Below are 21883 nucleotides of genomic sequence, written 5' to 3' on the forward strand. Positions count from 1 at the left end.
CCCCATGCCGAACCGCCTCGCGAACGAGACCTCGCCGTACCTGCTCCAGCACGCCGACAATCCCGTCGACTGGTGGCCCTGGTCGCCCGAGGCCTTCGCGGAGGCGCGGGAGCGGGGGGTGCCGGTGATGCTCAGCGTCGGGTATTCCAGCTGCCACTGGTGTCATGTCATGGCCCACGAATCGTTCGAGGACGAGCTCGCCGCCGCCTACATGAACGAGCACTTCGTCAACATCAAGGTGGACCGCGAGGAGCGGCCCGACGTCGACGCCGTCTACATGGAGGCCGTGCAGGCCGCCACCGGGCAGGGCGGGTGGCCCATGACCGTGTTCCTCACCCCGGATGCCGAGCCGTTCTACTTCGGGACCTACTTCCCGCCCGAGCCGCGGCACGGCATGCCCTCCTTCACGCAGGTCCTCGAAGGCGTGCGGACCGCCTGGGTGGGGCGGCCCGAGGAGGTCACCGAGGTCGCGCAGCGGATCGTACGGGACCTGGCCGGGCGGCAGTTGGACTACGGGAAGGCCGGCACCCCCGGGCCCGAGGAGCTGGCGGGGGCGCTGCTCGGGCTGACGCGGGACTACGACGCCACGCGCGGCGGGTTCGGCGGGGCGCCGAAGTTCCCGCCGTCCATGGTGCTGGAGTTCCTGCTGCGCCACCACGCGCGCACCGGGTCCGAGGGGGCGCTGCAGATGGCCGCCGACACCTGTGAGGCCATGGCCCGCGGCGGGATCTACGACCAGCTCGGCGGCGGGTTCGCACGGTATTCCGTGGACCGGGAGTGGGTCGTGCCGCACTTCGAGAAGATGCTGTACGACAACGCCCTGCTCTGCCGGGTCTACGCGCACCTGTGGCGGGCAACCGGCTCGGATCTCGCGCGCCGGGTCGCCCTGGAGACCGCCGACTTCATGGTCCGGGAACTGCGGACCGACCAGGGCGGCTTCGCCTCCGCCCTCGACGCGGACAGCACGGACCCGCTCAGCGGTGAGCACGTGGAGGGGGCGTACTACGCCTGGACTCCCGCGCAGCTGAGGGAGGTCCTGGGGGAGGACGACGGGGATCTGGCCGCCGCGTACTTCGGGGTGACGGAGGAGGGGACCTTCGAGCACGGCAAGTCCGTGCTCCAGCTGCCCCAGGACGGGCCGGCGGCGGACGCCGAGCGGATCGCCTCGATCCGGGCGCGGCTGTTCGCCGAGCGGGAGACGCGGCCCGCGCCCGGGCGTGATGACAAGGTCGTGGCCGCGTGGAACGGGCTCGCCATCGCCGCGCTCGCCGAGTGCGGGGCGTACTTCGAGCGTCCCGACCTGACCGAGCGGGCCACCGAGGCCGCCGATCTGCTGGTGCGCGTGCACATGGACGGACGGGCCCGGCTCGCCAGGACGAGCAAGGACGGCCAGGTGGGGGCCAACGCGGGGGTGCTGGAGGACTACGGCGACGTGGCGGAGGGGTTCCTGACGCTGGCGGCCGTCACCGGTGAGGGGGTCTGGCTGGAGTTCGCCGGGTTCCTCGTCGACCTGGTCCTGGACCAGTTCACCGCGCAGGACGGTTCGCTCTACGACACCGCGCACGACGCCGAAGCGCTGATCAGGCGGCCCCAGGACCCCACCGACACGGCCGCGCCGTCCGGGTGGACCGCCGCGGCCGGGGCGTTGCTGTCGTATGCCGCGCACACCGGTTCGCAGGCCCACCGCACGGCGGCCGAGAAGGCGCTCGGGGTGGTGCACGCCCTCGGGCCGCGTGCCCCGCGCTTCATCGGGCACGGGCTGGCGGTCTCCGAGGCGCTGCTGGACGGTCCGCGCGAGGTGGCGGTCGTGGGTCACCCGGAGGATCCGGCTCGGGCGGCGCTGCACCGGACGGCGTTGCTGGGGACGGCTCCTGGGGCTGTGGTGGCGACCGGGATGCCGCGTTCGGCGGACGGCGCCGGGGGTGAGTTCCCCTTGTTGGCCGAGCGCACACTGGTTCACGACCTTCCCACGGCGTATGTGTGTCGACATTTCGTCTGCGCGCGGCCTACGACGGATCCGGTCGAGCTGGCGGAGCAGTTGGGCACGGTTCGCCCCTGAAGTAACCGGAGTACCGTCAATTCCGGTTGCTCTCATATGAGTTCAGAAACGTTGTTTTTATCTGAAGTGTTCGTGGGTGTCATGTTCACTGTCTAATCTCGTGCTGTCATTCGGGAGTCACCGGGGCGGCGCACTGGGGGGTGCGCACGGGGGGGAATTGGGAGCGGCGGCGGGCCGGGGGGCCTGCCGTGAGCCTCCGGGGTTTGGTCATCGCCGCCTGGGGTTGCGGCATGTCTGGGGGGACATTTTGTACACCTCTGTGTTCATTTCCGTGATCTCGCTTGCGCTCTTCGGGATCGCCGCCTTCACGCTCTGGTGGCAGATGCACGCCTGGCGGACGCCCGAGGTGCTCGCCTCCACCCGCTTCGACCGCCCCGACGGCGGCGACCGGCTGGCCTTCTCCCTGCTGCTGCCGGCCCGGCACGAGCAGGCGGTGCTGGAGCACACCATCGACCGGCTCCTGGAGTCGACCCACGCCGACTACGAGATCATCGTGATCGTCGGCCACGACGACCCCGAGACCGCCGCCGTCGCGGAGCGGGCCGCCGCCCGGGAGCCGGCCAGGGTCCGGGTGGTCGTCGACCACCACGAGACCAAGAACAAGCCGAAGGCCCTCAACACCGCCCTCCCGTCCTGCCGGGGCGACATCGTCGGGGTCTTCGACGCCGAGGACCAGGTCCACCCCGAGCTGCTCTCCCACGTCGACCACGCCTTCCGCTCCACCGGCGCCGACGTGGTCCAGGGCGGGGTCCAGCTCATCAACTTCCACTCCAGCTGGTACAGCCTGCGCAACTGCCTGGAGTACTTCTTCTGGTTCCGCTCCCGGCTGCACCTGCACGCCGAGAAGGGCTTCATCCCGCTCGGCGGCAACACCGTCTTCGTGCGCACCGACGTGCTGCGCGAGGCCGGCGGCTGGGACCCGAACTGCCTCGCCGAGGACTGCGACCTGGGCGTGCGGCTCTCGTCGGTCGGCAAGAAGGTGGTCGTCGCGTACGACTCCGACATGGTCACCCGCGAGGAGACGCCGGGCTCGCTGCTGAGCCTGCTCAAGCAGCGCACACGCTGGAACCAGGGATTCCTCCAGGTGTACCGGAAGAAGGACTGGCAGCAGCTGCCTTCCCGCGGCCAGCGCTGGCTGGCCCGCTACACGCTGATGACGCCCTTCATGCAGGCCGCGTCCGGCGTGATCATCCCGCTCAACTTCGCCGTCGCGGTCTTCCTCGACGTACCGGTCGGCATCGCGATCATCACCTTCCTCCCCATGATCACGGCGATGGTGACGTTCGTCTTCGAGATCGTCGGCCTGCACGACTTCGGCAGGCAGTACGGGCTGCCTGTCCGCTTCTCGCACTACGTCAAACTCGTCGTCGGCGGCCCGTTTTACCAGGTGATGCTCGCCGGGGCCGCGATCCGCGCGGTCTGGCGCGAGCAGCGCGGCCAGAGCGAGTGGGAACTGACCAGCCACACCGGCGCCCACCTCGGCGAGGCGACGGCGACGGTGACGGCCACCGCCACCGCCACGGCGTCCGCCCCGGCCCTGGCCTCCGCCTCCGCCGTGCCCACGTACAGCGCGTCCACCTCGCCCGCCGCGCACTCCGCGCACTCCGCGATCCGAGAGGACAGCCACCGGTGACCGCCACCCTGCCCACGGCCACTGATCCCCGGCCCGCCGCGACCGCCAGCGCCACCGGCACCGCGACAGAGCCCCGCGTCCCCGGCCGGCCCGGCGGCAGCGGCGGGCTCGGAGTCAAGCCGCCCGCGCCCGCCCGTCCGCTCGTGCGCTTCCGCTCCTCCCGCCCCGACCTGCTGCTCTGCGGGGTCCTGCTGCTCGTGATCGTCCTCGTCCAGGGCTGGAACATCACCGACTTCCCGACCCTCAGCGACGACGAGGGCACCTACCTCGCCCAGGCGTGGGCCGTCCAGCAGGGCGGCGGCCTCGCCCACTACACGTACTGGTACGACCACCCGCCGCTCGGCTGGATCCAGGTCGCGGGCCTGACGTACCTCCCCTCCCTCTTCGTGCCCGACTCGATGACCGTCGCGACGATGCGGTTCGCGATGCTCGTCGTCTCCGCCGCCAGCTCGGTGCTGATCTACGTCCTCGCCCGTCGGCTGTGGCTGCCGCGCTGGGCCGCCGGGCTCGCGATGGGCCTCTTCGGGCTCTCCCCGCTCTCCGTCGTGCTCCAGCGCGAGATCTTCCTCGACAACCTCGCGGTGATGTGGATCCTGCTCGCCTTCTGCCTCGCGGCGTCGCCCAGCCGCCACCTGTGGCACCACTTCGGGTCCGGTCTGGCGGCCGCCACCGCCGTCCTGACCAAAGAGACGATGCTGGTGGTGCTCCCGGCGTTGCTGGTGACGATGTGGCGCCACAGCCACCGCGACACCCGCAAGTTCGCCGTCACCGGAGCCATCACCGCCTGCGTGCTCATAGGGCTGACCTACCCGCTGTACGCCCTGCTCAACGGCGAGTTGCTGCCCGGCTCCGGCCACGTCTCGCTCATCGACGGCATCACCTACCAGATGGGCCGCGAGGGCTCCGGCTTCATCCTCGACGCCGGCTCCGGCTCGAACGGCGTCTTCCGCTCCTGGCTCTACTACGACACCGTCCTGCCGCTCGGCGGCCTGGCCGGCGCCGTCCTGCTGCTGGCCACCCTGCTCCCCCAAGCTCTCGGCTTCGCTCGAGCAGGGGGGACCCCCACGTCGGTCACCGCCCGCGCGCTCGCCGGTCCCGCACTCGCCGCCGTCATCCTCGCCGTCGTCGCGCTGCGGCCCTCCGGCTACCTCCCGGCGATGTACGTGATCCAGGCGCTGCCGTTCCTGGCCCTCGTCCTCGCGGGCGGCGCGGCCAGCGTCACGCACGCAGTGCTGCGCCGCCGCCGGGCCCCGGGGGAGCGCAAGCGGCTGGTGTACGCGCGCTGGGCGCTGCTCGGCGTACTCGCCGCGAGCGCCGCGGTGTACGTCCTGCCGCGCTGGTACGACGGCAACCGCACCGCGCTCACGGTCGACGCGAACGCCCCGTACCGGCAGGCCGCGGCCTGGCTCGGCAGCCAGGTGGACGATCCGGCCCGCACCCGGGTGCTGCTGGACGACGCGCTGTGGCTGGACGCCGTGCACCGCGGCTACGAGCCGGGGCTCGGCGCGATCTGGTTCTACAAGGCCGACCTCGACCCCGCCGTCACCAAGACCCTGCCGCACGGCTGGCGGGACATCGACTACGTCGTGTCCTCGCCGACGGTGCGCCGCGACGCGGTGAACCTGCCGAACGTGAAGGCAGCGCTGGAGCATTCGACGGCGGTCGCCGTCTTCGGCTCGGGCGAGGACCGCATCGAGATCCGCCGGACCGACCGCGCCGACGCCGGCAGCCGCACCGGTAGCGCCGGCCCGCAGAGTGGGAGCTGAGCCGCCATGAGCGAGGACCTGTGGTCCCTCCATGCCCCGATCGATGCGGAGCTCGCCGCTGCGCAGACGGTCACCAGCAGCGTCACCCTCATCATTCCGACCTTCAACGAGTCAGGAAACATCGACGAGTTGCTACGCCGGCTCGGTGACGCGCTGCCCGAGCACCTGCCGTGCCAGGTGCTGTTCGTGGACGACTCCACGGACGACACCCCGGCCGTCATCGAGAAGGCGGCCGTGGAGTACCCCTTCCCGGTGGCCGTCCTGCACCGTGAGAGCGCCGTCGGCGGCCTCGGCGGCGCGGTCCTCGAAGGGGTGCGGCGGGCGGACACCGACTGGATCGTCGTCATGGACGCCGACCTCCAGCACCCGCCCCACCTGGTGCCCGAACTCGTCGGCGAGGGGATGCGCACCGGCGCCGACCTCGTCGTCGCCTCCCGCTACATCAGCGGCGGCAGCCGGGCCGGACTCGCCGGCAGCTACCGCATCGCCGTCTCGCGCGGCGCGACCTGGCTCACCAAGGGGCTCTTCCCGCGCGCCCTGCGCGGGATCAGCGACCCGATGAGCGGCTTCTTCGCCATGCGCCGCTCGGTGGTCACCGCGGACGCCCTGAAGCCGCTGGGCTACAAGATCCTGCTGGAGCTGGCGGTGCGCTGCCGGCCGGCGAAGGTCGCCGAAGTGCCCTTCGTCTTCCAGGACCGCTTCTCGGGCGAGTCCAAGTCCACCGCCCGCGAGGGCATGCGCTTCCTCGCCCACCTCGCCTCGCTGCGCTCCGCGACCCCGCTGGCCCGGATGGTCGGCTTCGGCCTGATCGGGCTCTCCGGCTTCGTCCCGAACCTGGCCGCGCTCTGGCTGCTCACGCACGCCGGGATGCACTACCTCCCGGCGGAGATCGTCGCCAACCAGGCCGGGGTGCTGTGGAACTTCGTCCTCATCGAGGTCCTGCTCTTCCGGGACCGCCGCCACCGCCACTGGGCGGACCGGGTGGGCCGCTTCGCGCTGCTCGCCAATGCCGATCTGCTGCTGCGGATCCCGCTGATCGCGGTGTTCGTCGCCAGGCTCGGCATGTCGGTGCTGCCCGCCACCGCCCTCGCGCTGGTCACCACCTTCGTCCTTCGGTACGCGGCCACCGAGGCCCTTGTCTACCTGCCGCGCACCTCGCGCAAGGCGGGGCGCCACACCAGGAGTTGAGCCGCACAGAAGGGAAGCTTTCGATGCGTCTGAAGATCCGGCGGAGGGCGGGGCGGCGGGCCGCCCTGCTGGCCGTCGGGGCGACGACCGCAGGACTGCTGCTCACCGCACCGCAGCAGGCCACGGCCGGCCCGCCCAATCTGCTCACCAATCCAGGTTTCGAGACCGCCGGCGCGCCCGGCGCCGACATGCCGTCCTGCTGGTCCACATCGGGCTGGGGCGACAACGACTTCACCTTCGCCACCGTCGCCGACGCGCACACCGGCACCAAGGCGATGAAGGTCTCGCTCACCCGCCGCGTGAACGGCGACCGCAAGGCGCTGGTCACCGAGAACACCACCTGTGCCCCCACCGTCACGCCGGGCAAGCAGTACGACCTCTCCGCCTGGTACAAGTCGAACACCCCGGACGTCTCGGTGACGGTGTTCCGGCGGGAGGCCGCGACCGGGACCTGGCAGTACTGGACCGACCTGCAGAATCCGCCGGTCAGTGCCGGATGGGCGCGCACGCAGGTCCGTACGCCGGCCGTCCCGCCGGGCACCGACAAGATCGCGTGGGGGCTGTCGGTCTACGGGGTGGGCACGCTCACCACCGACGACTACGCCCTGGAGGAGGTGGGCGCCGTCCCCCCGCAGCCCACCTGTTCGGGCACGGCGGAGGAGTGCGCCAAGGGCAAGTGGGAGGTGATCCCGGCCAAGAACCCGGTGCGCTCGATGCACGCCGTCGTGCTGAAGAACGGCAAGGTGCTGCTGATCGCGGGTTCGGGCAACGACATCGCCCAGTTCAACGCGGGCACCTTCACCTCGGCCGTCTACGACCCGGCGAACGGGTCGTTCAAGACGGTCCCGACGCCGGTGGACATGTTCTGCTCGGGCCATGTGCAGCTGGCCGACGGCCGGGTGCTGGTGATGAGCGGCAACAAGGGCTATCCCTCCGCCGACGGCAAGATCGGCTACCAGGGGCTGAAGGACTCGTACGTCTTCGACCCGGCGACCGAGGCGTACACGAAGACCAACGACATGAACGGCGGGCACTGGTACCCGTCGGCGACGATCCTCGGCAACGGTGACGTGATCTCCTTCGGCGGCCTGAAGGAGGACTCCACGGGCAACGTGACCGCGGAGAAGTTCTCGGCGGCGCAGAACAAGTGGCTGCCGATGAACGAGGTCAACCAGACCTGGTCGTACTGGGGTCTGTACCCGTCGATGATCCTCATGCAGGACGGGCGGCTCTTCTACTCGGGCAGCCACACCTTCGGCAACAACACGTCCGGCAGCGGCTCCTCGGTCTACGACTACAACGCCAACACCGTCACCGACGTGCCCGGGCTGCGCAACAAGGACCAGCGCGACGAGTCGGCGAGCGTGCTGCTGCCCCCGGCGCAGGACCAGCGGGTCCTGACCATCGGCGGCGGCAACAACGAGACGAACCCGGCCGCGAACCGGATCACCGACATCATCGACCTGAAGAAGCCGAGCCCCGTCTACACGGCCGGCCCGGACCTCCCGCAGGGCCTGGTCGACACGGGCGCGGGCAAGCGGCCACAGACCGGCGCCGAGGGCAAGATGTACGTGTCGGCCGTGCTGCTGCCGGACGGCAAGGTGCTGGAGACCGGCGGTGGGCTGCACGACCGGGCCGACCCCGTCTTCGAGGCCTCGTTCTTCGACCCGGTGACCAACACCTACCAGGCGGGACTGGCCGCCGACCCGATCCCGCGGACCTACCACTCGGGGTCGTTCCTGATGCCGGACGGCCGGGTCATGTCGGTCGGCGACAACCCGGGCAACGGCACGTACAACCACAACGTGTCGATCTACACCCCGCCGTACCTCTTCAAGGGCCCGCGCCCGCAGATCACCTCGGTGATCGACACGCAGTGGGTGTACGGGGACACGCAGCGGATCACCGTCGACCGGCCGGTCGCCAAGGCGGAGCTGATCCGTCCGGCGGCGGTCACGCACTCGTCGGACCCGAACCAGCGGTTCGTGGACCTGCCGATGACGGTGAACGGGAACAACATCGATCTGGCCGTCACCAGCAACCCCAACCTGGCGCCGCCCGGCTGGTACATGCTCTTCGCGGTCGACGCGAACGGCGTCCCGTCGATCGCGACCTGGGTCCACCTGGGCGGGGCCCCGGCGCTGGCGGCCGCCGAGGAGCAGCCCGCCGCGCACGAGCACACCTTCGCCGACGAGCTGGGTCCCGCCAAGGACAACCCGGCCAAGCGGGAGTCCGTCCCGGTCGCGCCGAGCGTGGCCGGCTGCGACCGCCACTACGGCACGGTCAACCTGTGCGTACCGACCCGCTTCCCGGCGGAGGTGAAGGAGACGACGAAGGCCCGCTGCGACTGGCTGGCCGCCCACCAGTACCCGCAGCGCATGAAGGTCAACGGCAGCGACCCGCTGCGCCTGGACCCCGACCGCGACGGGTACGCCTGCTAAGCGGCAGTCCGCGCCTCGCCCCGCCGCAGTTCCCCGGCGGTGAGGGCGAGGCCCGCGGTGGCGGCCAGCAGGATCGCGGGGAGGACCAGGAACAGACGCCGCTCACCGGAGGCGACGGACTCGTACTGCTCGCGCGAGACCTCGACGCGCACGCGCGTCAGCGCGCTCGTGTCGAAGACGGAGTACCGGCCGTCCACGATCTGCGGATCCTGCATGTCCCCGGTACCGGACAGCCCGACGAGGACGGCACCGGCGAGGAGCAGCGCCGCGAGCGCCCCCTGCACCGCGCCCGGCAGACAACGGAAGGCGAGCCACTGCAGGCGCCTGGTCGCCCCGGCCCGCATCGAGCGCACCATGGCGGCGACGCCGAGGGAAAGGACGAGCAGGAGTCCGGCGGCCATGAGTCCGCGCGCCCCCGGCAGCGCCGGGGCCGCGGCGGCCAGCAGCAGTACCGCGCTCAGTGCCCCCGCGAGCACGCCGTGTAACTTGAAGGTCCACCCCATGCGGTCACCTTGGCAGGCCCGCGCGGGAACGGCTAGTGAGAATACGCGGCGAGCGAGATGCCGACGTAGTGCGCGACGAAGGCCGCGAGGGTCAGGGAGTGGAAGACCTCGTGGAACCCGAAGAAGCGGGGGGATGGGTTGGGTCGCTTCATTCCGTAGATGACCCCTCCCACGCTGTACAGCAGGCCGCCGACGATCACCAGGACCAGGACGGCGATGCCGCCGGTGTGCATGAAGTCGGGCAGGAAGAAGACCGCGGCCCAGCCCATGGCGATGTAGCACGGGGTGTACAGCCAGCGCGGCGCGCCCACCCAGAAGACGCGGAAGGCGATGCCCGCCGCGGCGGCGAGCCATACCGCCCACAGCAGGGTCCGTCCCGTGGAGGGCGGGAGCAGCAGGACGGTCAGCGGGGTGTAGGTCCCCGCGATGATGAGGAAGATGTTGGCGTGGTCGAGCCGCCGCAGGATGGCCTCGCCGCGCGGTCCCCAGGTGCCGCGGTGGTAGACGGCGCTGACGCCGAAGAGCAGGCAGGCGGTGAGGATGTAGACCCCGCAGGCCACGCGCGCCCGGGTCGAGTCGGTGAAGGCCATCAGCACCAGCCCCGCGACCACCACGGCGGGGAACATTCCAAGGTGCAGCCAGCCGCGCATCAGCGGCTTGGCCTCCGGCTCCGGTGCGGCGGCGGCGTCAGAAGTCATGAGCGACATGCTACCTACGGGTCCGTAGGTTTCCCTTAGTGCTCTTTACGGAAGATTGACGGACGTGGCGATGCTCACGTGAGAGGCCCTCTGGACATATGCGCACATGCACCGGATGATCAGATGAGTGCGGTCGACACCGGATGAGCGGAGCGCGAAGCGTCCGGGTCGCAGCCCCCACGGGGCCTACACCAAACAAACCCCTCAACAAGGAGCAATCGTGGCGCGCGACAACGCGGCTCCCACCAGTTCGACTCTTCCCACCAAGCATGCAGCGCTGATCTCCTGGGTGGACGAGATCGCAGCCCTCACCCAGCCGGACCGCGTCGTCTGGTGCGACGGCTCCGAGGGCGAGTACGAGCGCCTGTGCGAGGAGCTCGTCGCCAAGGGAACGTTCAAGAAGCTCGACGAGACGAAGCGCCCGAACTCCTACTACGCCGCCTCCGACCCCTCCGACGTCGCGCGCGTCGAGGACCGCACCTTCATCTGCTCCGAGAAGGAAGAGGACGCGGGCCCCACGAACCACTGGAAGGCTCCTTCCGAAATGAAGGAGATCTTTGCCGGGCAGGAAGGTATCTTCCGCGGCTCCATGAAGGGCCGGACGATGTACGTCGTCCCGTTCTGCATGGGCCCCCTCGGCTCCGAGCTCTCCGCGATCGGCGTCGAGATCACCGACTCCGCCTACGTCGCGGTCGCCATGCGCACCATGACCCGCATGGGCAAGCCCGTCCTGGACGAGCTCGGCACCGACGGCTTCTTCGTCAAGGCCGTCCACACCCTCGGCGCTCCGCTCGCCGAGGGCGAGGCCGACGTCCCGTGGCCGTGCAACACCACCAAGTACATCTCGCACTTCCCCGAGACCCGCGAGATCTGGTCCTACGGATCCGGCTACGGCGGCAACGCCCTGCTCGGCAAGAAGTGCTACGCCCTGCGCATCGCGTCCGTCATGGCGCGCGACGAGGGCTGGCTGGCCGAGCACATGCTGATCCTCAAGCTCACCCCGCCGCAGGGTGAGGGCGAGGCCGCATCTCCGACGTACCTTGCCGCCGCCTTCCCGTCGGCCTGTGGCAAGACCAACCTGGCCATGCTGGAGCCCACGATCTCCGGCTGGACGGTGGAGACCATCGGCGACGACATCGCCTGGATGCGCTTCGGCGAGGACGGCCGCCTCTACGCGATCAACCCCGAGGCCGGCTTCTTCGGCGTCGCCCCCGGCACCGGCGAGCACACCAACGCCAACGCCATGAAGACGATGTACGCGAACACCGTCTTCACCAACGTCGCGCTCACCGACGACGGCGACGTGTGGTGGGAGGGCATGACCGAAGAGGCGCCCAAGCACCTCATCGACTGGAAGGGCAACGACTGGACTCCGGACTCGGAGACCCCGGCCGCCCACCCCAACGCCCGCTTCGCCGTCCCGGCCTCCCAGTGCCCGACGATCGCCGCCGAGTGGGAGGACCCCAAGGGCGTCCCGATCTCCGCGATCCTCTTCGGCGGCCGCCGCGCCTCCGCCGTGCCGCTGGTCACCGAGTCCTTCGACTGGAACCACGGCGTCTTCATCGGCTCGAACATCGCCTCCGAGAAGACCGCCGCCGCCGAGGGCAAGGTCGGCGAGCTGCGCCGCGACCCCTTCGCCATGCTGCCGTTCTGCGGCTACAACATGGGCGACTACATGGCCCACTGGGTCAAGGTCGCCGCCGACAAGGACCAGGCGAAGCTCCCGAAGATCTACTACGTGAACTGGTTCCGCAAGAACGACGCGGGCAAGTTCGTGTGGCCCGGCTTCGGCGAGAACAGCCGCGTCCTGAAGTGGATCGTCGGCCGCCTCGACGGCACCGCCGAAGGCGTCGAGACCCCCATCGGCATCCTGCCGACCAAGGACTCCCTCGACCTCGACGGCCTGGACCTCCCGGCCGAGGACCTCGACTTCCTCCTCACGGTCGACAAGGAGGTCTGGCGCGAGGAGGCCGCCCTGGTCCCCGAGCACCTGAACACCTACGGCGACCACACCCCCAAGGAGCTGTGGGACCAGTACCACGCGCTCGTGGAGCGCCTGGGCTGAGCCAGGACGCGCCCTGAAGAAGGGCCAATGAACGTGGGAGCCCCCGACCAAGCGGCGCCCACCGCTGTGGGAGCCCCCGACCAAGCGGCGCCCACCGCAGCACCGGCCTGTCAGGAGCGTCCGCGCTCCTCCAGATAGGTCGTGTGCGTCTGCTGACGGCCGGCCTCCACCTCGTGGAGGCCGGCCGTCACGCGTTCCGCCTCGTCGTAGAGGACCGCCAGCTGCCGTTCCAGGTGCCGCTCCGGCGACTCGGCACCCGACGTCATCCGCGTCCACCAGCGCGTCCGGTTGTACGTGTCCACGCACTCCGGGACGTCCAGCCGGATCGCCCGAGACAGCGCGTGCACCCACTCCGGCTCGGCGGCCAGCGCATCGGCCACCCACCCCGGATCGAGCAGGGCCGCGTACAGCTCCATCAGCTCGGCCAGCTTCCCGCCCGCCGCCGGCGGCAGGTCCACCTCGGCCAGGTATTCGCGCAGCCTCCCGAAATCCTCCCGTACGACACCCAGCTGCTCGGCGACGTCCGGGTACTGCGGCGGATCCACCCGCTCCGGCGGGGCGATCAGCGCGCCCGCGCCGTACAGCCCGGCGACCACCACCGGCCAGAACGAGCCGCCCACCCCGGCGAAGCTCAGGCCCAGACCGGCCACCCCGCAGGCGGAGCCGGCCAGGTTCTTCTTCGACTCCAGGTAGTGGAGAAAACCCGTACCGAGCGCCCTGCCGACGGCCGCGCCGGCCGCTCTATTGGTAGCCACGGATCTCCTCGAAGGCTCCGTTCAGCGAACCGTTCCCGTCGGTGGCGTCGAACATCCGCCCGCCGGTCAGTTCGGTGATGTGGGTGAGCTCCTTGCGGTCCGAGTCCCCGAACAGCACCGCGAAGACCGGGGTGTGCTTCTGCCCCTCGGGCAGCGCGGCGTAGAAGGAGTCGAAGTGCCCGGCCCCCACGCCCTCGGTGTTCTCGCCGTCCGTCATGAGCACGATCGAGGTGAACGCGTCCGAACCGCCCTTGCCGAGCTGCTCGTACGCCGCCTCCAGGCTGCTGTAGACCGCCGTACCCCCCTCCGGCTGCAAGGACTTCACGTCGCCCCGGATCGCGTCCAGGGCCGGCCCCGGATTGCCGGGCTCGACCACGTGCGTCCGTACCTTCTTCACCTTGGACCCGAACGGCAGGAGCGTCACCTCCTCGCGGTCCCGGAACCGCTCCCCGGTCCCCGAACTCCCGCTGCCCGTCAGGTCCGTGAGCGCCGCCTTCAGCCGCCCGATGCGGTCGTCGTCGGCCATCGAACCCGAGGTGTCCAGGACGTACACCGTCCGCGAGGGCCGGCGCAGCTCGTTCTCGTACGAGGCCAGCAGCCCGTCGGCGACCGCGAGCGAGCCGGGGAACGGCAGCTCGCGCCGCATCGAAGCGCCCAGCCCGGGGGCCGGCGCCACCTCGGCCGCGACCGGCCGGCGGAAGGTCTTCCCGGTGATCTCCGCTTGCGCCTGTGCCCCGCGCAGGTACTCCGTCAGCGCCCGCCCCGACTCGCGGGCCCCGGCCGGGGCCGAGGTCAGCAGGGTCAGCGGGTAGTGCGCGGTGACCACGCCGTCACGCGGCCGGATCACCGTCAGCGGAGCCTTCGCGTCCCGGTTCATCGAGAGCAGCACCGACTCGTAGTTCACCAGCGCGTCCACGTCCGGGCGCTGGGCGTAGGCGGTGGCGAGCCAGCCGGAGGAGCCCGAGGTCAGCTTCTGCCCGCCGAAGAACTCCTTCAGCCGGGGCGCGGCCGCCTTCACGTCCGCGTCCGTCAGCGCCGCCTGCGCGCCCGACAGGCCCGAGGCCACCGAGACCAGCGCGGAGAAACCGGAGTTTGAGCGCACCGGGTCGGTCATCCCGTACGTCAGCCTGCCGCCCGCGACCGCCTCGTGCACCGCCGACCAGGTGACCTCCTCCGGCTTCCAGCCGAGCCGGGCCAACGATTCCGGCTTCACACCGAGGGCGACGGGCGAGGACATCACCGGGGTCTCGTTGGCGAGCTTCCCGGCGGCCTGCGGACGCAGCCGCAGATAGTCGTTCGAGGACAGCCAGATCGCGTCGTACTTTCCGTCGGCCTTCCCGGAGGCGACCTGCTCGGCGGCGTCGAGGGTCCCGGACCAGGTGAGGTTCACGGTGACCCCGGTGGCCTTCCTGGCCTGCTCCAGCACCGGCTGCATGTCGGCGAGCTCACTGGAGGCCAGCACCCGCAGGGTGCCCTCCTTGTAGGCGGTCGGCTTCGGGTCGCCGGGCCGGTCGGACCCCTCCGAGGTGCAGCCGCTCACCGCGACGAGCGAAGCGAGGGCCAGGCCCGCGACCAGCCGGCCCCGCCGGTACTCGCGCCCGCTCACTGGACACCGCCCTCGAGCACACTCGCGGTGCGCGTGCGCGCGAGATGCGCCGAGGCCGTCCGGAGTTCCCCGGTCAGGGACTCCACGGTCGCGGCCATGTTCTCCGTGGCCTGCACCTTGAAGGTGTCGATCGCGTCGAGCGTCTGGTAGATCTGCGCGAACGCCGTCCGAAGGGTCTCCGCGCCCACCGCCGGATCGGCCGCGATCCGCTGGATCTCGCCGCTCTGCGTGGACAGCATCTGCGCGTTGCCCCGGATCAGCTCCTCGGTGGTGCCGCGCAACGCGTTGACCTGCTCGGTCACCTTGCGCTGGTTGTCGAGGGCCGAGGCCAGCATCACGGCGATCCGCAGCGCGGACACCGTGGTGGTCGCGGCCCGGTCGACGCCCTTGATCAACTCCTCGTTGTTGCGCCGGACCACGTCCATCGCCAGGTAGCCCTGCGCGCACACCGCCAGCTGCGTCAGCAGGTCCTGGTGCTTCTGCCGGACGGGGAAGAGCACGTCCGCGCGCATCGCGTCGGCCTGCTGCGGGTCGGAGCGCTCGGCCTCGGCGATCCGCTGCTCGACGGCGATGTCCAGGGCCTCGGTCAGGACCGCGTACTCCTGGAGCTTGCCCATGGTCTCCCAGAGCCGCGAGCGCTCGGTGTGCAAGGCCGCGTTGTCGCGGCGCAGCTCGTCCTGGCCGCCGCGCAGCGCGCCCACGATCTTGTTGAGGGTGGCCTGCGAGGAGGCGTACTTGGCCACGTGGTCGCGGAACCTGTTGCCGCCCGGCAGCTTCGCGAGCAGCTTGCCGACCCCCTTGGCGGGCGTGTCCCGCGGGTCGAGGTCCTCGACGGTGCGCCGCAGTTCGACGAGGGAGCCGGCCACCCGGGCCTGCGCGTCGCCGCCCCCGTCGGAGCCGAGCGAGCGCACCGCCCGCTCCAGCATCCGGTTGGACTGCTGGGCGGCGGAGCGGATGTCGGCCGAGCCGAGCCCGGCGATCTCGCCGATGCGCTGCGCGAACTCGGGGGAGCGGGTGTCGATCCCGGCGAGCGTGCCGACGTACTCCCCGGCACGGCGGGCCATCTCGTCGCGGACGCCGTCCTGGAGCGGTACGAGGCCGGCCGCCTGCTCCTTGCGGACGGGCGCGACGGGCTCGGGAGCGCTGAGGACGAGCGGGCCGTCCTCGGGAGGTGTAAGTGTCACGGTGTGTCCCCCTGGCCCTTGGCGCGTGCGGCCAGCGCCATCAGGATCTTGACGGTGGGTGTGCCGACCTGGCGGATGCCGGTCAGCCCCGGGTTGAGGTACGCGGCGTGCGGCGCGGTGGCGGCGGTGAACTCGGGCACGCCGTCCTGCGGGCGGAACCCGTGGCGCAGGGCCAGCTCGCGCAGCTTCGGATCGGTCGCGAGGAGGGTGCCGAGCTCCTTGGCCTTGTCGCTGAGCGGCACGAAGGTGTGCGCCGTGTTGACCGTGGTGTCCGGGTAGAGGACCACCATGTCGTCGACGTTCCCGCCACCCTGCTTCTGCAGGAGCAAGGACGCCACCTGGGACTCGTAGACCAGGATGAGCGGTTCGCCGCTGCCGCTGATGAAGGCCCGGAAGGGGTCGTCGGTGCTCGGCTCCAGGGCTCCCTGGACGGAGATCAGCTTGCGCAGCAGCGGGGCGGTGCGGGCGATCCCGGCGTCGTCGGAGACCACGTTGTTGCCGTTCGCCACGTTGGAGGTGGCGGCGAGGAAGAGGGCGCCGGAGTTGGAGGTGGCCGGGTCGGTGGTCTTGATGAACACGGTGCCGGTCAGCTCGGCGTGGGCGGAGGAGCCGGGCAGCTGCTGCCAGGTGCGGTCCTCGGCGGCGGCCTTGAGGAAGGGGCCCATGAGGAGGGTCCCGGTGTTCTTGCCGGTCGTCTTCGCGAGGCCGTTGTCGGCGAGGACCTTGGCGGCGTTGGAACGGGCGATCACGACGAGCGGGGAGTAGAAGGGCTTGGTCTCCTGCGCGCCCTTGACCCCCGCTGCGGCTTCCACCTCCTTGGCGGGTTCACTGCTGCTGGGGAAGGCGAAGTCGAGCTTCTTGAGGTCGAGCTGGTCCATCGCCCAGGAGCCCGAGGTCTCCGTCTTCACTTCGTACTTCTTGGCTGCAAGAGCCTTGACGACGTCCGGGTCGTGGAAGAATTCCGACTTCTCCGAGCCGATGACGCCGTTCACCACGGTCTTCGTTGCCGTGGGGTCTGGGTCGTGCCCCTGGAAGAAGGCGATGAAGAGCACGCCTCCGAGGAGGAGCACACCCAGGACGATTCCTAGGATGCGTCTCACGGGTGCAGAGTGCTCGCGGAAACCCACATTCCGCGACGGGTTGAATGAACGTCAGGTGTCCAGGCGGTCCCACTTCGAAATGCTGTGTGAGCCCGAGGGTGCTGGTGGGAGGGGCGGCCGCCCGGGAGGATCTGGGCATGGGCGTGAGCGCATTGAAGTGGCAGGGCTGGCTGGTCGGCCTGGTGACACTGGCCGGGCTGCTGGTGTTCGCCCCGCTGGGGCTGTACGTGTGGGCGAGCGGCGAGCCGCCCCGCGAGGTGGTGGAGGACGTACGGGCCCGGGTGACCGGGTGTCGAATCGATCCGGCGAGCCGGCGCGTGGCGGCGACGGTGGAGGCGACGGGACAGGGCTCGTACGTGGTCACGGTGGAGTTCCGCGACCGGGAACACGCCGAGCCGGGCGCGCGGGTCGCGCAGGCCCTGGTGAAGATCCCGGGCGTGGCCCCCGGAACGCCGGAACGTGCCGAGGCGGTCGGCCCTGTCTGGCCGGTGGCGACGGTCCCGTGGTGCGGGGTCGCGGGCGTGGCGCTGACGGAGCAGCTGGAGCACTGAGCCAAGCCTGCCGGGCCGCGCAGCGGCACATCCGCATCCGCATCCGGAGGTGTCCCCGCACGGGCCGGGCTCCGTCCGCCGGGCTCCCCGCAGGGGTATGGCGCCCGGTCCGGAGCCTCCGCGGCCCCGGACCGGGGCCGTCAGTGGGCGCCGGCCAGGTCCAGGGACGTCAGGGCGGCGGCGTGGGCGTCCATGCGCTCGGCGGCGAGGATCGCGACGGTGGTGTCGGCGCGGGACGCGGCGACGAGGAGCGCGCGGGCGGCGAGGTCGTGCGCGCGCTGGTGCAGGGCAGCGCCGTCGCCGGCAGGCTCCTGCTGCGGCGCGCGGGCGGGCTGGGCCCCCCGCAGCCGCGCGACCTGTGCCGCGATCCTCGTGGCGTCCTCGGCGAGCCCGAGCTCGTCGGTGACGGCGAGCAGGGCGGCGAGATGCCCGGCGAGCTGGATGTCCAGCGCTTCGCCGCGGCTCCGGTGCGGATAGTCGGTCGTCGGGCTGCCGCCCACGCGGTGGACGACCGACTTGGTGCGGATCGGCTCGTACATGAGGTGGCCTCCTGCGTGGTCAGGAGACCATCCTACATTGGATCCGTTCTAAAGTTGAGCTCAATCCTATTGTCTGACTCGCGTGGCGCTAGGGCTGGCTGTAACCGTCGAGGAAGTTCCCGATCCGCGTCACGGCATCGGCCAGGTCCACGGCGTTCGGCAGGGTCACGATCCGGAAGTGGTCGGGCTCGGGCCAGTTGAAGCCCGTACCGTGCACGACCATGATCTTCTCGGCCCGCAGCAGGTCCAGGACCATCTGCCGGTCGTCCTTGATCTTGTAGACGGACGGGTCGAGCTTGGGGAAGGCGTACAGCGCGCCCTTCGGCTTCACGCAGGTGACACCGGGGATCTGGGTGAGCAGGTCGTACGCGACGTTGCGCTGCTCCAGGATCCGCCCGCCGGGCAGGACCAGGTCCTCGATCGACTGCCGGCCGCCGAGCGCGGTGGCCACGGCGTGCTGCGAGGGCATGTTCGCGCACAGGCGCATGTTCGCGAGGATCGTGAGGCCCTCGATGTACGAGGAGGCGTTCTGCTTCGGGCCGCAGACCGCCATCCAGCCGGCCCGGTAGCCGGCGACGCGGTAGTTCTTCGAGAGCCCGTTGAAGGTCAGCGTCAGCAGGTCCGGCGCGATGGCGGCGGTGTTGGTGTGGGTCACGCCGTCGTAGAGGATCCGGTCGTAGATCTCGTCCGAGCAGACGACCAGGTTGTGGCGGCGGGCGATGTCCGTGAGCCCGCGCAGCATCTCGTCGTCGTAGACGGCGCCGGTCGGGTTGTTCGGGTTGATGATCACGATCGCGCGGGTGCGGTCGGTGATCTTGCGCTCGATGTCGGCGAGGTCCGGCATCCAGTCGGACTGCTCGTCGCACCGGTAGTGCACGGCCGTGCCGCCCGCGAGGCTGACGCAGGCCGTCCACAGCGGGTAGTCCGGCGCGGGGACGAGGACCTCGTCGCCGTCGTCGAGCAGCGCCTGCATCGACATCTGGATCAGCTCGGAGGCGCCGTTGCCGAGGTAGATGTCCTCGACGTCCAGCTCGATGCCCTTGGTCTGGTAGTGCTGCATGACCGCGCGGCGCGCGGAGAGCAGCCCCTTCGCGTCCCCGTACCCGTGGGCGGTGCCCAGGTTGCGGAGCATGTCCTCAAGGATCTCCGGCGGGCACTCGAAGCCGAAGGCCGCGGGGTTGCCGGTGTTGAGCTTGAGGATGCGATGACCTGCTGCTTCGAGCCGCATCGCCTCTTCGAGGACGGGGCCGCGGATCTCGTAGCAGACATTGGCGAGTTTCGTTGACTGGATCACCTGCATAACGGGAGCTTACGGGGCTCCCCGTGAGCCCGCTGGGGCATTTCGGCCGAACATGAAGGTAGATATGTCCCATTTCGCGCGATGGGTGGGTGACGGCGCGCTCCGCCCTTGGAAACGGGGGCCGCGCCGCCGTTCCGGCCTGCGGAATGGGTGAGGCGTGAGCGGGGTCCGAGCGCCGGTGTTGCGCTCGTCACCCCTGGGGGTGATGCCCGGGGGTGAGCCCATGGGCTGAGTGGGTGGGGCTGAGCGGGTGGGGCTGAGTACGCGGGCTGAGTACGCGGGCTGAGTACGCGGGCTCATGCGTCGGGGGGCGGCCGTGGGGAGGCTGGGGGCATGAGTCAGGGCGAGTGGAAGCCGGCGGACCACCGCCTGGGCGCCGACCGGGTCGGCACGGTGATCGCGGCCGTGGCGGGCGGCCTCGTGATCGCGGGGGCGGTCTTCATGGCGTTCCTGCTGGTGCTGCTGGTCGGGTACAGCCGGTGAAGGGTGCGGGGCAGTGGATTTCGTAGTCGGTGACATGGCGATCACCACGGTCGGCACGGACGGTGACGACCGGGCGATCGAGTTCTCCGTGACGCGGCGCGGGGGCGATGCGCAGGAGGCGCACTTCGTGATCCACCGCGACCACGACCAGGGCTGGGAGACCGCCCGCCTCACCGTCGACCCGCGGGTGAGCGGCATCGGCGTCCCCGTGGCCGCGGTGGAGTGGGCGGTGGAGTTCGCCAGGGAGTACCTCTGAGGGGGCGGGGTGTCCGCTGGGCGGGATCAGGGATGCGGTCGGTGGCTTCGGGAGGGCTGCTGCCCTTGAGGGACCGGACCGGCCCGGAAGACGATGGGACGGACGGGAAACCTCCGGTCCTTCTCTGATCCGGTCCAGGGGCAGCAGCCCGCCGTGGTCCCGCCCCGCGTCCCTGATGCCGACCAGCGGACGTCCCGCCCCCCGAAGCCCCCCGTTGTCAGTGGGCTCGCCTACCGTTTCGATATGAGGCCGCTGAGGATCATTGCCGGGGATGCCACGAGTCCGCAGGCCAAGGGGCCCAAGGTCATTGCCCATGTCTGCAATGACCTCGGAGGGTGGGGGAAGGGCTTCGTGCTGGCCGTTTCGAAGCGGTGGCCCGAGCCGGAGGCCGCGTTCCGGGCCTGGCACCGGGGGCGCAGCGGGAACGACTTCGGGCTCGGGGCCGTGCAACTGGTGCGGGTGCAGCCCGACGTGTGGGTAGCCAACATGGTCGGCCAGCGCGGGATACGCACCGGGAGCGGGGGGCCGCCGATCCGGTACGACGCCGTGGAGCGCTGCCTCGCCGCGTTGGCCGACCAGGCCGTCGAGCTGGGGGCGTCCGTCCACATGCCGCGCATCGGCTGCGGGCTGGCCGGCGGGAAGTGGTCCCGTATCGAGCCGCTGATCACCGACGCGTTGTGCGCGCGCGACGTGGAGGTGACCGTCTACGACCACGCGTGACAGTGGTGGACGGACCGCGACCCGCAGAGCAACTCCGCCAGGAACGGCCGCCGCCGTGCCATGCTCGCCGGTGACCGCAAGGACGCCGGTCCGGGCGTTCGTCGCCACAACGACATCGGAGGAAGCGTGCCATGGAGTACCGGTACGCCACCGAGGCCGACGCGCCCGCCATGGCCGAACTCTTCGCCGCCAACCACCATGACGCCCTGACACCGGAGCAGCGCGCCCGGCAGGGCTTCGTGCAGGGCGCGTTCGACGTCGCCACGTTGGGCGCCATGGCCGCGGCCGGGGAGCTGCTCGTCGCGGACGACGAGGGCCGGGTCGCCGGGCTGCTGGCCCTGTCGGTGGCCGAGGACATGCCCGCCCCGCCGCCTGCGGTCGCGGGCCTGCTCCAGGCCCAGGACACGCTGGAGTGGGAGGGCCGCCCGCTGAGCGAGGTGAGCTGGCTGCTCTACGGGCCGGTCGTGGTCGACGCGGGCTACCGGGGTCACGGCGTGGCCCGGGCGCTGTTCACCATGGCCCTGGCGGCGGCATCGGGACGGGCCGACGTGGTGGTGGCCTTCATCGAAGCCGGGAACGCGCCTTCCTGGAAGGCGCACGTGGACGGCTTCGGCATGACCCCGCTCGGCGACTACGTCACCGGTGGGCGCACGTACAGCGCGGTCGCCGCGGCCGCCTCCTGACGGAATCCCGCGCACACGTCGAAGTGGCTGACCCGGCACGTGTCCGAAGGGAGGGAGGCGCCGAGGTTCACGGCCGTGCCGTCGCCCGCGATACGCCAGCGCTTGCCCGCCGGCACGAGGTGGCAGGGGGCCTCGCCGGGCTCGATGAGGATCCACTTGCCCCGGACGGTCCTGTGCCAGTACGCGGCTTCGCCGCAGTGACGGCAGGCGGCGGGGGTGCCCTCGCGGGGATCGGACGGACGTTGCCGGCCGATGGTGACGAGGGCGTCCGCCAGGACGTTCGCGAGGAGGAACGGCCCGGTGTCCCGGCTCCGGTCCTGCTCCTGGGTGTGTGCGTGCAACTGTTCCCCCCT

Annotated in this window: 20 protein-coding genes; 11 read left to right on the plus strand and 9 right to left on the minus strand. The window is 70.9% G+C overall.

The window, feature by feature from the left end; all coding sequences use genetic code 11:
* Window positions 1-4 precede the first annotated feature (4 nt).
* The 5 genes from OG737_RS19165 to OG737_RS19185 all read left to right on the plus strand — a co-directional run bounded on the left by OG737_RS19165 (window position 5) and on the right by OG737_RS19185 (window position 9087).
* A complete protein-coding gene (locus tag OG737_RS19165; RefSeq protein WP_405921787.1) occupies window positions 5-2059 on the plus strand; it encodes a thioredoxin domain-containing protein in 2055 nt (684 codons plus the stop codon).
* A gap of 247 nt (window positions 2060-2306) precedes the next feature.
* On the plus strand, window positions 2307-3692 hold the full coding sequence (locus tag OG737_RS19170; RefSeq protein WP_405678801.1) for a glycosyltransferase: 1386 nt from the start codon (window positions 2307-2309) through the stop codon (window positions 3690-3692).
* Entirely contained in the window at window positions 3689-5458 is a 1770-nt protein-coding gene (locus OG737_RS19175) for an ArnT family glycosyltransferase (protein WP_405678799.1), read from the plus strand. Before OG737_RS19170 ends, OG737_RS19175 begins: the two co-directional genes overlap by 4 nt.
* A 6-nt stretch (window positions 5459-5464) precedes the next feature.
* A complete protein-coding gene (locus tag OG737_RS19180; protein WP_405921788.1) occupies window positions 5465-6646 on the plus strand; it encodes a glycosyltransferase in 1182 nt (393 codons plus the stop codon).
* 23 nt (window positions 6647-6669) lie between these two features.
* Window positions 6670-9087, plus strand: a complete 2418-nt coding sequence (locus tag OG737_RS19185) for a galactose oxidase-like domain-containing protein (protein WP_405921789.1) — start codon at window positions 6670-6672, stop codon at window positions 9085-9087.
* Here OG737_RS19185 and OG737_RS19190 read toward each other — a convergent pair.
* Window positions 9084-9590 (minus strand): hypothetical protein, encoded by a 507-nt coding sequence (locus tag OG737_RS19190; protein ID WP_405921790.1) that lies wholly within the window; start codon window positions 9588-9590, stop codon window positions 9084-9086. The genes OG737_RS19185 and OG737_RS19190 overlap by 4 nt on opposite strands.
* Window positions 9591-9622: 32 nt before the next feature.
* Complete coding sequence (locus tag OG737_RS19195; RefSeq protein WP_405678792.1) at window positions 9623-10288, minus strand: hemolysin III family protein; 666 nt, start codon at window positions 10286-10288, stop codon at window positions 9623-9625.
* Window positions 10289-10508: 220 nt separating this feature from the next.
* On the opposite strand from OG737_RS19195, the gene OG737_RS19200 reads away from it, so the two are divergent.
* Entirely contained in the window at window positions 10509-12353 is a 1845-nt protein-coding gene (locus tag OG737_RS19200) for a phosphoenolpyruvate carboxykinase (GTP) (RefSeq protein ID WP_405678790.1), read from the plus strand.
* A 110-nt stretch (window positions 12354-12463) separates the two neighbouring features.
* Here OG737_RS19200 and OG737_RS19205 read toward each other — a convergent pair whose 3' ends face one another.
* The 4 genes from OG737_RS19205 to OG737_RS19220 are packed head-to-tail and all read right to left on the minus strand — an operon-like array spanning window position 12464 to window position 16998.
* On the minus strand, window positions 12464-13108 hold the full coding sequence (locus tag OG737_RS19205; protein ID WP_328927352.1) for a hypothetical protein: 645 nt from the start codon (window positions 13106-13108) through the stop codon (window positions 12464-12466).
* A complete protein-coding gene (locus OG737_RS19210) occupies window positions 13095-14714 on the minus strand; it encodes a substrate-binding and VWA domain-containing protein (RefSeq protein WP_328927353.1) in 1620 nt (539 codons plus the stop codon). The genes OG737_RS19205 and OG737_RS19210 overlap by 14 nt, the downstream gene beginning before the upstream one ends.
* The gene (locus OG737_RS19215) at window positions 14711-15898 is read right to left on the minus strand and encodes a toxic anion resistance protein (protein WP_328927354.1); all 1188 of its coding nucleotides are present in this window, start codon (window positions 15896-15898) and stop codon (window positions 14711-14713) included. Before OG737_RS19215 ends, OG737_RS19210 begins: the two co-directional genes overlap by 4 nt.
* Entirely contained in the window at window positions 15895-16998 is a 1104-nt protein-coding gene (locus OG737_RS19220) for a substrate-binding domain-containing protein (RefSeq protein ID WP_328927355.1), read from the minus strand. Before OG737_RS19220 ends, OG737_RS19215 begins: the two co-directional genes overlap by 4 nt.
* A 143-nt stretch (window positions 16999-17141) precedes the next feature.
* Here OG737_RS19220 and OG737_RS19225 point away from each other — a divergent pair, with 143 nt between their 5' ends.
* Complete coding sequence (locus OG737_RS19225; RefSeq protein WP_328927356.1) at window positions 17142-17549, plus strand: hypothetical protein; 408 nt, start codon at window positions 17142-17144, stop codon at window positions 17547-17549.
* 140 nt (window positions 17550-17689) lie between these two features.
* On the opposite strand, the gene OG737_RS19230 is transcribed toward OG737_RS19225, so the two are convergent.
* Window positions 17690-18088, minus strand: coding sequence for a hypothetical protein (locus OG737_RS19230; RefSeq protein WP_328927357.1), 399 nt, complete (start codon window positions 18086-18088; stop codon window positions 17690-17692).
* Between the two features lie 88 nt (window positions 18089-18176).
* Window positions 18177-19388, minus strand: coding sequence for a pyridoxal phosphate-dependent aminotransferase (locus OG737_RS19235; RefSeq protein ID WP_328927358.1), 1212 nt, complete (start codon window positions 19386-19388; stop codon window positions 18177-18179).
* Between the two features lie 333 nt (window positions 19389-19721).
* On the opposite strand from OG737_RS19235, the gene OG737_RS19240 reads away from it, so the two are divergent.
* From OG737_RS19240 to OG737_RS19255, 4 genes are all read left to right on the plus strand, one after another.
* Window positions 19722-19871 carry a hypothetical protein gene (locus tag OG737_RS19240; protein ID WP_328927359.1) on the plus strand — a complete coding sequence of 50 codons (150 nt, stop codon included), beginning with the start codon at window positions 19722-19724 and terminating at the stop codon, window positions 19869-19871.
* A 13-nt stretch (window positions 19872-19884) separates the two neighbouring features.
* Window positions 19885-20127: a hypothetical protein gene (locus OG737_RS19245; RefSeq protein ID WP_328927360.1), complete on the plus strand. Its 243-nt coding sequence runs from the start codon at window positions 19885-19887 to the stop codon at window positions 20125-20127.
* Between the two features lie 243 nt (window positions 20128-20370).
* Window positions 20371-20847, plus strand: coding sequence for a macro domain-containing protein (locus tag OG737_RS19250; protein WP_405678786.1), 477 nt, complete (start codon window positions 20371-20373; stop codon window positions 20845-20847).
* Between the two features lie 131 nt (window positions 20848-20978).
* On the plus strand, window positions 20979-21530 hold the full coding sequence (locus OG737_RS19255; RefSeq protein WP_328927362.1) for a GNAT family N-acetyltransferase: 552 nt from the start codon (window positions 20979-20981) through the stop codon (window positions 21528-21530).
* Here the strand turns inward: OG737_RS19255 and OG737_RS19260 are convergent.
* Window positions 21479-21871, minus strand: coding sequence for a DUF6083 domain-containing protein (locus OG737_RS19260; RefSeq protein ID WP_328927363.1), 393 nt, complete (start codon window positions 21869-21871; stop codon window positions 21479-21481). The two genes, OG737_RS19255 and OG737_RS19260, sit on opposite strands and share 52 nt — an antisense overlap.
* Between the last annotated feature and the right edge of the window lie 12 nt (window positions 21872-21883).

Origin of the sequence: Streptomyces sp. NBC_00122, from assembly GCF_045160845.1 — a bacterium.
Lineage (GTDB): Bacteria > Actinomycetota > Actinomycetes > Streptomycetales > Streptomycetaceae > Streptomyces.

Excerpts from the sequence above, each read along its gene's own strand:
- OG737_RS19165 (WP_405921787.1), top strand. The coding sequence starts at position 5 with ATGCCGAACCGCCTCGCGAACGAGACCTCGCCGTACCTGCTCCAGCAC.
- OG737_RS19180 (WP_405921788.1), top strand. The coding sequence starts at position 5,465 with ATGAGCGAGGACCTGTGGTCCCTCCATGCCCCGATCGATGCGGAGCTC.
- OG737_RS19185 (WP_405921789.1), top strand. The coding sequence starts at position 6,670 with ATGCGTCTGAAGATCCGGCGGAGGGCGGGGCGGCGGGCCGCCCTGCTG.
- OG737_RS19190 (WP_405921790.1), bottom strand. The coding sequence starts at position 9,590 with ATGGGGTGGACCTTCAAGTTACACGGCGTGCTCGCGGGGGCACTGAGC.
- OG737_RS19195 (WP_405678792.1), bottom strand. The coding sequence starts at position 10,288 with ATGACTTCTGACGCCGCCGCCGCACCGGAGCCGGAGGCCAAGCCGCTG.
- OG737_RS19230 (WP_328927357.1), bottom strand. The coding sequence starts at position 18,088 with ATGTACGAGCCGATCCGCACCAAGTCGGTCGTCCACCGCGTGGGCGGC.
- OG737_RS19235 (WP_328927358.1), bottom strand. The coding sequence starts at position 19,388 with ATGCAGGTGATCCAGTCAACGAAACTCGCCAATGTCTGCTACGAGATC.
- OG737_RS19240 (WP_328927359.1), top strand. The coding sequence starts at position 19,722 with ATGAGTCAGGGCGAGTGGAAGCCGGCGGACCACCGCCTGGGCGCCGAC.
- OG737_RS19250 (WP_405678786.1), top strand. The coding sequence starts at position 20,371 with ATGAGGCCGCTGAGGATCATTGCCGGGGATGCCACGAGTCCGCAGGCC.
- OG737_RS19255 (WP_328927362.1), top strand. The coding sequence starts at position 20,979 with ATGGAGTACCGGTACGCCACCGAGGCCGACGCGCCCGCCATGGCCGAA.